Below are 11,726 nucleotides of genomic sequence, written 5' to 3'. Positions count from 1 at the left end.
GGGAAACGACGTCAGCACGGCACCCGCGCGGAGGCGGGCAGGTGAAACAGGCACAGGAGGAGCTCACCGGGTGGGTCCTCCCTCGGGGCGTCCGCCCCGGAAGGGGGCGAAGGTACAGCTCTGGAGGATGAGCTCCGGCACCGAGGCCAGGGGCACGCCCTGGTCGGTGGCCTTCACATCCAGCGCGGCGCGAGGCATGCCGAAGACGACCGACGACGCCTCGTCCTGGGAGAAGGTGACGCCGCCCGCCCTGCGGATGGCCAGCAGGCCGCGCGCGCCGTCCTCGCCCATGCCGGTGAGCACCACCCCGCCGCTGCGCCGGCCAAAGGCGGCGGCCAGCGACGTCAGCATCACGTCCCCGCTGGGGCACGGTCCGCCCCGGCTGGGCTGCAGGCGCGCCAGCCCGGCCGCGTCCACCAACAGGTCGTGCCCGTCCAGCGGGAAGTACACGCGGCCCGGCTCCAGCCGCTCGCCGTCCTTGGCGATGGCCACCGGCAGCGGCGTCACCTGGGACAGCCAGCGCACCATGCCCTGGGTGAAGCCCACGGTGATGTGCTGGGCGATGAGCAGCGGCACCGGCAGCGAGCGAGGCAGCTTGGACAGCACGTCCGCCAGCGCGGGCGGCCCGCCCGTGGAAGCCACCACGCCGAAGATGTCCACCCGCGCGCCCGTGGGCGGCGGCGGCGCGGTGGCCGCACGCGGCCGGCGGGAGATGACGGGCACCTCCGCCATGAGGCACACCGAGTGCGCCAGCTCCTTGCCCCAGCGGCGCAGCTCCTCCGCGTTCGTCACGTTGGGCTTGCCGATGAGCTCCAGTGCGCCGGCGCTCATCGCCTGGAAGCCCAGGTCCACGCCGCGCTGCTCCGCGACCGCGCTCACCACGAGGATGCGCGCGGGGGACTGGGACATGATGGCGGCGATGGCCCCCGGCCCATCCAGGCCGGGCAGCAGCAGGTCCATGGTGATGACATCGGGGCGCAGCAGGCGCGCCAGCTGCACGGCGCGGTTGCCGTCTCCCGCACGGCCCACGACTTCGATGCGCGGCTCCTCCGTGAGGAGGGCCGTCAGCATGTTCGCCATGGTGGGCGAATCGTCCACCACGAGGACCCGGATGGGTCGCTGGACGCTCACGCGCGACTCCCCCGGCGGCTCATCACGTCCAGCACCTCCGCCAGCAGACGGCCCGCGGCGCACTCGCGCTTGCTGAGGTAGCCGTCCGCGCCCGCCTTCAGGCCCCGCTCGCGCGCCACCGAACTGTCATGCGCGGAGACCAGGATGACGGGCAGCGACGCCGTCTCCGGGCGCTCCCGCAGCTTCGCGATGAGCTGGATGCCGTCCATCTCCTCCATGTCCAGGTCGCAGATGACGACGTCGTAGGTGTCCGACTGGAGCCGGTCCAGGGCCCGGGCCCCGCTGGCCGCCAGGTGCACCGTGAAGCCGCCCGCCTCCAGCATGGCCCGGTGCAGCGCCCGCGCGGTGAGCGAGTCGTCCACCACCAGCGCCCGCCGCTGCGCCGACACCTGCACCTGCACCGTCTCCGTCACCAGCCAGTCCGGGCGGCAGATGAGCAGCAGCTCGCCACGGCTGAGCGTGGCTGCGCCCTGCCAGGCCGGCACGTCGCGGACTTCCGACGGCAGCGGGCGGATGACCAGGTCCCGGTCCCCCACCACCGCGTCCACCACCAGCGCCACGCGCTTGCCACCGCTCTGGACAATCAGCAGCGGCTGCCCTTCGGCCGGCGGCGCCAGGGCGCGCAGGCCCAGCCGCGCCCCCAGGTCCACCACCGACAACAGCTGCCCCTGGTACTCCAGATGCGCCCGGCGCTTGCCCAGGCGCAGCGACTCCGCGCGCGCCAGCTGCGTGGCCTCCACCGCCAGCATGGGCAGGCCCACCAGCTGCTCCAGCACGCGCACCACCAGCACCGGCGAGCTGCCCAGGTCCGTGGGCAGCGTCAGCATGAAGCGCGTGCCCTGCCCCGGCGTGCTCGCGACCTCGATGCGGCCCTGCAGGGCCTCCACCGACGCGCGCACCGCGTCCAGCCCCACGCCGCGACCGGACGTGTCCGTCACGTCCGTGCGGGTGCTGAAGCCGGACCGGAAGATGAGGTCCCGCAGCTGGTTTTCGTTGAGGCGCGCCGTCTCCTCCGCGGTGACGACGCCGCGCTGCTCGGCCAGGCGCCGCACCACCTCCACGTCGATGCCGGCGCCGTCGTCGGACGCCTCCAGGTAGAGCAGGTTGCCCTGCTGCTCCACGCGCAGGGTGAGCGCGCCCTCGTGGTGCTTGCCCGCCCGCTCGCGGTCCGCCGGCAGCTCCAGCCCGTGGTCCACGGCGTTGCGCAGCAGGTGCACCAGCGAGCCCTGCAGCTTCTCCAGCAGGCGCCGGTCCAGCGACACCTCCGCGCCCACCACCGACAGCCGCGCTTCCTTGCCCAGCTGACGGGACAAGTCACGCACCATGCGCTGGAGCGGATCCAGGATGGTGCGCACCGGGCGCGTGGTGATGGCCTTGAGGCCATCCTCCAGCGCGTCGACGATGTCACTCGTCTCCTCACCGTCGGTGCGCAGCGAGCGCGCGGTGCCGGACAGCGCCGTGCGCGCCTCCGCCGTCTCCGCCAGCAGCCCCTGCTTCGCCAGCAGCACGGCCACCCGCTCCAGCTCGCGGCCTCGCTCCTCCACGCGCAGGCGCACCTCGCGCAGGCGCTCCACCTCACGCATCAGCGCCGTCACCTGCCACGACGACACGCGCCAGCCCGCGTCCGCGGACTCCGGCAGCGCGTCCGCCACGGACACGGGCTCTGCGGACGGAGCCGGCGCGGCGACGGCGGCCAGGCCCCCGGAGGCGGCGACCATGGCCGCGGCCTCTTCGGGCGGCGGCGCGTCCGCCACCAGCTGCGCCAGGGCGGCCGCCGGGTCCGGAAGCGCCTCCCCGCGCCCGTCCGCGTGGGCCTGCGCGCGCAGCAGGAAGAGGTCCAGGCCGTGGAGCAGGATGTCCACCACCGGCCGCGGCATCTTCTGAGGGTTCGCCTTCAGCGGGGCGAGCGCGTCCTCCAGCTTGTGGGCGATGTCACTCAGGTCCTGCATGCCCAGCGAGGCGGCGCTGCCCTTCAGGGTGTGCAGGTGGCGGCCCAGCCGGACGTAGAGCTTGGTGAGGGCGTCCGTCTCCAGGCCCTCGCGCTCCAGCTCCAGCAGGTCCATGGTGACCTTCTGGACCACTTCCTGGGCCTCGACGGCGAAGCCCGCGACGAGCCCCTGCAGCATCGGATCAACGGGCATGACGGGCTCCCGTGCCGCGCGTGGCGGAGAACAGCCGCTTCAGGTCGATGAGGTGGATGAGCTGCCGGTCCTGCGTGAAGACCTCCATCACCGCCCCCTCCGCGCGCACCCGCGCGGCCTCCACCGCGCTCATGGGCAGCGTGGTGGGGCGGGGAATGGCCTCGCAGTCCAGCGCGCACAGCTCGCCGTCACCGCGGTCCACCACCAGCAGCACCGCCGGGTCCTGCCGCCAGCCGTGGCCGCCCAGCAGCGACGCCAGGCTGAGCGCGGCCAGCACCTGGCCCTGGAAGCGCAGCACCCCGACGACGTGCGGCGCCGACAGCGGCACCGGCGACACCATCTTCAGGGGCAGCGCGGCGCGCAGCGACTCCAGGGAGAGCGCGTAGCGCTCCTCACCGAGCGGGAACTCGGCAATCCAGTGGACCGCCTCCTCGACGGTGTTCTCCCCCTGCTCTCGCAGGCGGGACGCGCGCCGCTCCAACAGCTCGAGCGCCTCGGCCTCCTGGGCCGCTTCCAACGTCCGCGGGGTGACCTTCATTCGAGCGCCCCCTGGTTGAGGTAGGCGTCAGCGGACGCCTGGTAGAAACGCGCGGGCAGGGCCTCCGGCCCCTCCACGAGTTGGTCCGGAGGAAGCCGCTCCGCGCGCGAGCGCAAGGCGCGCATCAGCGGCACCGCGCCTTCCCGCGCCCCGGAGCGCTCCCGCAACAGGGCCAGCTCCAGCAGCCCCGGCAAGTAGTCCGGCGCCTGGCGGACCAGGGCCTCCAGCACGGAGGACGCGCCCACCTCGTCGCCTTCCTCGATGCGCTCCAGCGCATTCAGATGCAGCCGCGTGGGCGGCGGCGGAGGCGCCGCGGGCACCTCGCGCGCCACCACGGGCATCAGCGGCGCCACCGGACGGCGGGACGGCGGCGCCACCGGACGGGCGAGGGCGGCGGCGCGGGACGCGGCGGCGGCGCGGGCGTTCAGCTCTTCCTGCGTGAGGAGGCGGAAGGCCTGCAGCTCCGGCGGCCCCTCGCGGACCATGCCCGCGGGGACGCGGTCCACCTCCACGGCGCCCAGGAACAGCCAGCCGCCGGGGTTGAGCGTGCGCGACAGGAGGGAGATGGCCGCGTCACGCGCGGCGGGAGTGAAATAGGTGAGCACGTTGCGGCAGAGGATGAAGTCGAAGCGGCCGAAGCGCTCGGGCAGCGGCGCCAGCAGGTTCGCCTGGGCGAAGGTGGTGATGCGGCGGACGGGGGGAAGGATGGTGACCTCGCGCTCGCCCGTCTCCGAGTAGAGCGGGAAGAGGCGTGGCGCGGACTCGCGGCGGGACCACGTCCCGTAGGTGGCGCGGCGCGCCGCCTCCAGGCTGGCCTCGTGGATGTCCGTGCCCAGCACCTCCACGGGGAAGCCGTGCGGCAGCGACGCCTGGAGGCACGCGGCCAGCGAATACGCCTCCTCGCCAGACGCGCAGCCCGCGCTCCAGCCCCGCAGGGCCAGGGCCCCCCGCTGGAGCGCCGCGGGCACGGCCTCGTGGGAGATGAAGCGGAAGTGCTCCGGGTGGCGGAAGAAGTACGTCTCCCCCACCAGGATGGCCTTCACCAGCGCGGTGGCCAGATGGGAGACGGGATGGAGCAGTTCGCCCAGCAAGTCGGACGCGGTGCGCCCGCGGGCCAGCTCCGCGCGAACGACGCGGTCCACCGCCTCGGAGGCAATGGCGTCATTGCGAAAGCCAGTGATGCTGGCCACCACTTCCCGCGCGCGGGCCAGCAGCCGCGGGTCGAGCGCTCCGCTCATGCGTTCCGCCCGGCCTCCGCGGCCTCGAGCATCGCGGGCAGCTCCCGCAGGAGCCCCCGCGCGATGAATACCCGCGGGTCCAGGATGGGCAGCGAACGCCCTCCCGACCGCAGCATGCCGATGAGCCCATCGCGCAGCGGGCCATGGTCGGCGCCGCCCACGCGCTCGCGCCGGTCGATGTCCGCCGCCGCGTACTCCTCGGGGTCCTTCACCGTGTCCACGGCGAGCGCCAGCGACACGCCCTCCGCCTCGATGACGACGAGCATGCGCTCCACGCGCGTCAGCTTGTGCTCCACGCCCAGCCGGCGCGCCACGTCCAGCACGCACAGCGCCGCGCCCCGCACCTCCACGTATTCGCGCAGGTACGCCGGCCCGGTGGGCAGCGGCCGGGTCGCCGGATGCAGCAGGACCTCCCGCACCGCGTCCAGCGGAATGGCGAACTCCAGCTCGCCCACCGTCACGCGAAGCACCAACAGCGAGCCCGTGCGCGCCCGCTGCCGCGCGCTCGTCATGGCCTCGCCCACCGTCTCCAGCAGCTCGTCCGCGCGGAACGGCTTGGCCAGGAAGGTCTCCGCGCCCAGGCCCAGGCACGCCTCCGCGCGCGACTTCTCCGAGGAGATGATGATGACGGGGATGTCGGCCGTGGCCGGGTCCGCCTTCATCCGCTGGAGGACCTCGTCACCGTCCATCTCCGGCATGGACAAATCGAGCAACACCGCCGCCGGACGCAGGCGCCCCACCTTCTCCAGGGCCTCGCGGCCGTTGCTGGCGGTGTGGATGGTGTAGTGGCCGGAGAGGATGGCCCGCTCCAGCGCGAGAATCGCGTCGCTGTCGTCGACGAGCAGCAGGGACGGCAGGCTCACGGCGGTCAGGCCTTGGTGAGGAACTGACGGACCGTTTCCGTCAGCTCGTGGTGGGACACCGGCTTCTGGATGAAGGCGTTGGCGCCGGCCTCGGTGCCGCGCTGACGCAGGTCCACGTTCTTCTCCGCCGTCAGCAGCAGGATGGGCACCGAGCGGACCTGCGGCATCGCGCTGGCGCGCACCTCCTTGACGAAGGTGATGCCATCCATCCCCGGCATGTTGATGTCCGCGATGACCAGACTCACCGGCACCAGCCGCAGAATCTGCAGCCCCCGGGTCGCATCGTCAGCCTCGACGGTCGAGACCTTGAGGTTCATCAGGTAGATCTTGACGATGTTCCGAACCGTCGGGCTGTCGTCCACCAGCAAGACGTTGGTGCTGTGGGTGCTCACTGTGCGGCGGCTCCTGAGCAGGCCCCGCGACGCGCGGAGAGTCCTGCGAAACGTTCAAGACTCTACCGTGAGGGCTCTCACGTGAGAACAGGGGGGCGGTCCGGCCCGGTTTCCACCCGGGCAGGCAGGTGTCGGATGACCTCAGAGAGGACGCCCCCGGGTCCAGATGGTCCCGGGGGGATGGGCCCTACTCGCCGGCGGGCTTGGGCGGGAGCTCGTCCGCGTCCGGCGTCACCGGAGGCGCGCCAATGGCGTGGTAGCCACCGTCCACGTGGATCATTTCGCCGGTGGTGGAGGGCAGCCAATCCGACAGCAGGGCACACGCGGTGCGGGCCACCATGTCGTGGCTGTCCTTCGCGCTCCAGCCCAGGGGGGCCTGCTGACCCCAGCCACGCTCCAGGGCCTTGAAGCCTGGAATGCCCTTCGCGGCGATGGTGGACAGGGGACCGGCGGCCAGGGCGTTGACGCGGATGCCCTTGGGGCCCAGGTCGCGCGCCAGGTAGCGCACCGTGGACTCCAGGGCCGCCTTGCACACCCCCATCCAGTCGTAGATGGGCCAGGCGACGCGGTTGTCGAAGTCCAGCGTGACGATGGAGCCCCCCTGCGTCATCAGCGGCAGGCACGCCACCGACAGCTCCTTCAGCGAGAACGTGGAGATGCGGAACGCCGTCTGCACGCTCTCCCACGGGGTGTTGAGAAAGTTGCCACCCAAAGCATCTTCGGGCGCAAAGGCAATGGAATGCAACACGCCGTCCACCCGGTCCCACCGCTGGCGCAGGGCGTCCGTGAGTGCGGGGAAGTGGGCGGAGTTGGTGACGTCCAATTCCAGCACCTCCATTCCCGGCTTGAGGCGCTTGGCGCTCCGCTCGGTGAGGGACTTGGCCCGACCGAAGCCGGTGAGGAGGACCTCGGCCCCCTGAGCCAGCGCGTGCTCGGCGATGCCGTAGGCCAGGGACTGAGGCGTGAGCACCCCGGTGATGAGCAGCTTCTTGCCTTGGAGCAGCATGGAGACAGCCTCGTTGCGGAAGGGGAAAGACAGGAAACGCGTTCTCTACCATTCCTTCTGGGCGGAATGGTTGAAGTTGCACTCACTTGGGGCATGAATCCACCTGCTCCGCGGCAATGGGTGCGGCTTATCAGCCCGCGGGCGGGCGCTACAAAAGGCGCCGCTAAAACCCCCCAACGGGGCGCCCATCCAGTAAAAGACGACACGCCATGGCGAATTTCCAGGACACGTTTCTTTCCGGCGCCAACATCGACTTCATCGAGGGCCTCTACGCCCGTTATCTGGAGGACCCCGCCAGCGTGGATGCAAGCTGGCGGGAGGTCTTCGACCGCAGCAACGGCGCCGGACGACCCATCTTCAGCACCCGGCTGCTGGAGCCCGTAGCGGCTCCAGCGGCGGCCAAGGGGGGCGGCAAGGGCGCCGCGTCCAAGGCCCAGGTCGCGCCGGCGGCGCAGCCCGCCCCGGTGGCCGCGCCCGGCCAGTCCGTCCAGGACATCTCGCTGCAGGCGCGCGTGGACCACGTCATCTTCGCCTTCCGCCTGCGCGGCCACCTGCGCGCGAAGCTGGATCCGCTCGGCCGTCCGCGCCCGGCGCTGGCGCACGTGGCGGATGTGGCCCTGGTGGATGACAGCCACTTCACCGACGCCGAGGTCCAGCAGCTCGTGGAGACCAATGGCGTGTTCGGTGAGCAGCGCGTGCGCCTGACGGAGCTGCTGGCGCGCCTGCGCCGCACGTACACGGACACCATCGGCGTCGAGTACATGCACATGCTCGACAGCGAGCGCCGCCGCTGGCTGATGCACCGGATGGAGTCCAACGAGAACCGCACCGACTTCTCCCCGGACGAGTGCCGGCACATCCTCACCAAGCTGTCGTACGCGGAGGGCTTCGAGCACTTCCTCCACACCAAGTACGTGGGCGCCAAGCGCTTCAGCCTGGACGGCGGCGAGGCGCTCATCCCCATGCTGGACGCGCTGGGCGAAGTGGCCACCGGCATGGGCCTGAGGGAGATCGTCATCGGCATGGCCCACCGCGGCCGCCTCAACGTGCTGACGAACATCCTGGGCAAGCAGCCGGATCAGATCTTCAGCGAGTTCGACGGTCCCCGGAACCCGCAGGACTACCTGGGCCGCGGCGACGTGAAGTACCACATGGGCTTCTCGTCGGACCACACCACGCGCCAGGGCCGCAAGCTGCACCTGTCGCTGGCCTTCAACCCCAGCCACCTGGAAGCGGTGGACCCGGTGGTGGAGGGCCGCGTGCGCGCCAAGCAGGACCGCGGCGGCGACACCGAGCGCACCAGCGTGATGCCGCTGCTCATCCACGGCGACGCGGCCTTCATCGGCCAGGGCGTGGTGGCGGAGACGCTCAACCTGTCCGGCCTCAAGGGCTACACCACGGGCGGCACGGTCCACATCGTCATCAACAACCAGGTCGGCTTCACCACCGACCCGCACGACTCGCGCTCGTCGCTCTACTCCACCGCCATCGCGCAGATGCTGGACATCCCCGTCTTCCATGTGAACGGGGATGATCCGGAGGCCTGCGTCCACATCGCGAAGCTGGTGGCCGAGTACCGCCAGACGTTCAAGTCGGACGTCGTCATCGACCTGGTCTGCTACCGCCGCTACGGCCACAACGAAGGTGACGAGCCCTCGTTCACGCAGCCGGCGATGTACGACATCATCCGCAAGCACCCGACGGTGCGCACGCTCTACGCGGCGAAGCTGGCGGAGCAGAACAAGATTCCGGCCGAGGAGTCGGAGGCCATCAAGCAGCGCTGCCAGCAGGAGTTCGACGCGGCGCTCACCCGCGCGCGCCAGGAGAGCCAGTTCAAGGAGCCCAGCGCGCTGGAAGGCCTGTGGAAGCCCTACCAGGGCGGCTCGCTGAAGAGCGCGCCGGACGTGTCCACCGCGGTGGACAAGCAGGTGCTGTGCGACGCGCTGCGCAAGCTGTCCACGCTGCCGGAGGGCTTCAACGTCCACCGCGACGTGGAGCGCACCGTCATCAAGAAGCGCCTGGGCATGCTGGACAGCGGCGAGCTGCAGTGGAGCGAGGGCGAGTCGCTGGCCTACGCCACGCTGCTCTCCGAGGGCTACAACATCCGCATCACCGGCCAGGACAGCGAGCGCGGCACGTTCAGCCACCGCCACGCGGTGGTGCACGACGTGAAGACGGGCGAGAAGTTCGTCCCGCTGCGCCAGTTCGTCAGCGGCAAGGGCAAGAACGGCTTCCACGTCTACAACAGCCCGCTGTCGGAGATGGGCGTGCTCGGCTTCGAGTACGGCTACAGCCTGGACGTGCCGGACGGTCTGACGGCCTGGGAAGCGCAGTTCGGCGACTTCGGCAACGGCGCGCAGATCATCATCGACCAGTTCATCGCCGCCGGTGAGAGCAAGTGGCGCCGCCTCAGCGGCCTCACCCTGCTGTTGCCGCACGGCTACGAAGGCCAGGGCCCGGAGCACTCCAGCGCGCGTCTGGAGCGCTTCCTGGACCTGTGCGCCGAGGACAACATCCAGGTCTGCTACCCCACCACGCCCGCGCAGATCTTCCACCTGCTGCGCCGTCAGGTGCTGCGCCCGGTGCGCAAGCCGCTGGTCATCATGTCGCCCAAGAGCCTGCTGCGCCGGCCGGAGGCCACCAGCAAGGTGGAGGAGCTGGCCACGGGCACCTTCCAGGAAGTCATCCTGGACCGGGTGGACCCGGCGGGCGTGACGCGGCTGCTGCTGTGCAGCGGCAAGGTGTACTACGACCTGGTGAAGGCGCGGGACGAGCGCAAGGACGAGAGCATCGCCATCGTCCGGCTGGAGCAGCTCTACCCGTTCGCCTCCGACGTGCTGGCGGGGCTCATCGCGAAGATGCCGAAGCTCGCCGAGCTCCTGTGGGTGCAGGAAGAGCCGCGCAACGCTGGCGCGTGGCACTTCATGTTCCCCCGCCTGCACGACCTGGCCTCCACGCAGTCGAAGCAGCAGGTGAAGATCGGCTACATCGGTCGCGCCGAAGCCGCCAGCCCCGCCACGGGCTTCCCCAAGACGCACGAATACGAGCAGCAGCTCATCATCGAGGAAGCCATCCTCCGAGGGACCAAGAATGGCCGTTGAAATCAAAGTGCCCCCCCTGGGCGAGTCCATCACCGAAGCCGTCGTCGGCAAGTGGAACAAGAAGCCGGGTGACGCAGTCACCGCCGACGAGCCGCTCGTCGTCCTGGAGACCGACAAGGTCACCATCGACGTGCCGGCCCCGTCCGCGGGCTCGCTGTCCAGCATCGCCTTCAAGGAGGGCGACAAGGTCCGCGTGGGCGAGGTGCTCGGCCTCCTCGAGGCAGGCGCCGGCGCTCCCGCCGCCAAGCCCGCCGCCGCGGCTCCTGCCGCCGCGCCCGCTCCCGCCGCCGAGCCGCCCGCCGCGTCCGACGCGCGCTCCACGCCCACCGCGCGCAAGGTGGCCGAGGAGAACCGGGTGGACATCTCCCAGGTGAAGGGCAGCGGCGCCGGTGGCCGCGTGCACAAGGACGACGTGCTGGGTCAGCTCAACCGCCCGGCCACGCCCGCCGCCCCGGCGCAGCCGGCCGGCCCCCGCCCGAACGCCGCCCGCGAGGAGCGCGTGCGGATGACGCCGCTGCGCAAGCGCGTGGCCGAGCGCCTCATCCAGGCCCAGTCCACCGCCGCCATGCTCACCACCTTCAACGAGGTGGACATGGGCGAGGTGATGGCCCTGCGCAAGAAGTACAACGACAAGTTCCAGCAGAAGCACGGCGTGAAGCTCGGCTTCATGAGCTTCTTCATCCGTGCCTCCGTCGAGGCCCTCAAGGCCTTCCCGCAAATCAACGCGGAGATTGACGGCGAGGACGTCATCTTCAAGCACTACTACGACATCGGCGTGGCCGTCAGCGGCAGCCGCGGTCTGGTGGTGCCGGTGGTGCGCAACGCGGACAAGCAGGGCCTGGCGGAGCTGGAGAAGTCCGTGGGCGAGCTGGGCACCAAGGCGCGCAATGACAAGCTGGCCCTGGCCGACCTCCAGGGTGGCACCTTCACCATCACCAACGGCGGCATCTTCGGCTCCATGCTGTCCACGCCCATCCTCAACCCGCCGCAGACGGGCATCCTGGGCATGCACAACATCGTCGAACGCCCCGTGGCCCGCGACGGCCAGGTCGTGATTCGGCCCATCATGTACATCGCGCTCACCTACGACCACCGGCTGGTCGACGGCCGCGAGGCCGTTCAGTTCCTGGTGCGCGTGAAGGAGTGCATCGAGGACCCGGAGCGGCTGCTCCTGGACGTCTGACTTCAGGCCCGGCATCCGGGCAAGACTTGCATTCCGGGCGGCCGGCTGGACTTCCAGCCGGCCGTTTCACTACAACTGGGAGTGTCTCCCGGTTGTCGGGGGGCGGGAAGAACGGGCGGCTCTCCTCGCGCCG

9 protein-coding genes are annotated in these 11,726 nt (G+C 71.0%); 2 read left to right on the top strand and 7 right to left on the bottom strand.

The features are described 5' to 3' along the window. Positions 1–63 precede the first annotated feature (63 nt). From BLU09_RS26030 to fabI, 7 genes are all read right to left on the bottom strand, one after another. Complete coding sequence (locus BLU09_RS26030; RefSeq protein WP_090492190.1) at positions 64–1,131, bottom strand: chemotaxis protein CheB; 1,068 nt, start codon at positions 1,129–1,131, stop codon at positions 64–66. Next, positions 1,128–3,272 (bottom strand): hybrid sensor histidine kinase/response regulator, encoded by a 2,145-nt coding sequence (locus BLU09_RS26025; protein ID WP_090492189.1) that lies wholly within the window; start codon positions 3,270–3,272, stop codon positions 1,128–1,130. The genes BLU09_RS26030 and BLU09_RS26025 overlap by 4 nt, the downstream gene beginning before the upstream one ends. Next, positions 3,262–3,810, bottom strand: coding sequence for a chemotaxis protein CheW (locus tag BLU09_RS26020; RefSeq protein ID WP_011555979.1), 549 nt, complete (start codon positions 3,808–3,810; stop codon positions 3,262–3,264). Before BLU09_RS26020 ends, BLU09_RS26025 begins: the two co-directional genes overlap by 11 nt. Beyond that, positions 3,807–5,048, bottom strand: coding sequence for a CheR family methyltransferase (locus BLU09_RS26015; RefSeq protein WP_090492188.1), 1,242 nt, complete (start codon positions 5,046–5,048; stop codon positions 3,807–3,809). Before BLU09_RS26015 ends, BLU09_RS26020 begins: the two co-directional genes overlap by 4 nt. Beyond that, the gene (locus BLU09_RS26010) at positions 5,045–5,911 is read right to left on the bottom strand and encodes a response regulator (RefSeq protein WP_090492187.1); all 867 of its coding nucleotides are present in this window, start codon (positions 5,909–5,911) and stop codon (positions 5,045–5,047) included. The genes BLU09_RS26015 and BLU09_RS26010 overlap by 4 nt, the downstream gene beginning before the upstream one ends. Before the next feature lie 5 nt (positions 5,912–5,916). Beyond that, on the bottom strand, positions 5,917–6,303 hold the full coding sequence (locus BLU09_RS26005) for a response regulator (RefSeq protein ID WP_011555982.1): 387 nt from the start codon (positions 6,301–6,303) through the stop codon (positions 5,917–5,919). A 187-nt stretch (positions 6,304–6,490) separates the two neighbouring features. Next, positions 6,491–7,309, bottom strand: a complete 819-nt coding sequence (gene fabI / locus BLU09_RS26000; RefSeq protein ID WP_011555983.1) for an enoyl-ACP reductase FabI — start codon at positions 7,307–7,309, stop codon at positions 6,491–6,493. Positions 7,310–7,518: 209 nt separating this feature from the next. On the opposite strand from fabI, the gene BLU09_RS25995 reads away from it, so the two are divergent. Both BLU09_RS25995 and odhB read left to right on the top strand, forming a co-directional pair. Further along, the gene (locus tag BLU09_RS25995; RefSeq protein WP_090492186.1) at positions 7,519–10,410 is read left to right on the top strand and encodes a 2-oxoglutarate dehydrogenase E1 component; all 2,892 of its coding nucleotides are present in this window, start codon (positions 7,519–7,521) and stop codon (positions 10,408–10,410) included. Beyond that, the gene (gene odhB, locus BLU09_RS25990) at positions 10,400–11,593 is read left to right on the top strand and encodes a 2-oxoglutarate dehydrogenase complex dihydrolipoyllysine-residue succinyltransferase (protein ID WP_090492185.1); all 1,194 of its coding nucleotides are present in this window, start codon (positions 10,400–10,402) and stop codon (positions 11,591–11,593) included. The genes BLU09_RS25995 and odhB overlap by 11 nt, the downstream gene beginning before the upstream one ends. Positions 11,594–11,726: the final 133 nt, after the last annotated feature.

Source organism: Myxococcus virescens, assembly GCF_900101905.1.
Classification (GTDB): Bacteria; Myxococcota; Myxococcia; order Myxococcales; family Myxococcaceae; genus Myxococcus; species Myxococcus virescens.
This window is presented reverse-complemented; position numbering and strand designations above follow the sequence as displayed.

Excerpts from the sequence above, each read along its gene's own strand:
- BLU09_RS26025 (WP_090492189.1), bottom strand. The coding sequence starts at position 3,272 with ATGCCCGTTGATCCGATGCTGCAGGGGCTCGTCGCGGGCTTCGCCGTC.
- BLU09_RS26020 (WP_011555979.1), bottom strand. The coding sequence starts at position 3,810 with ATGAAGGTCACCCCGCGGACGTTGGAAGCGGCCCAGGAGGCCGAGGCG.
- BLU09_RS26015 (WP_090492188.1), bottom strand. The coding sequence starts at position 5,048 with ATGAGCGGAGCGCTCGACCCGCGGCTGCTGGCCCGCGCGCGGGAAGTG.
- fabI (WP_011555983.1), bottom strand. The coding sequence starts at position 7,309 with ATGCTGCTCCAAGGCAAGAAGCTGCTCATCACCGGGGTGCTCACGCCT.
- BLU09_RS25995 (WP_090492186.1), top strand. The coding sequence starts at position 7,519 with ATGGCGAATTTCCAGGACACGTTTCTTTCCGGCGCCAACATCGACTTC.
- odhB (WP_090492185.1), top strand. The coding sequence starts at position 10,400 with ATGGCCGTTGAAATCAAAGTGCCCCCCCTGGGCGAGTCCATCACCGAA.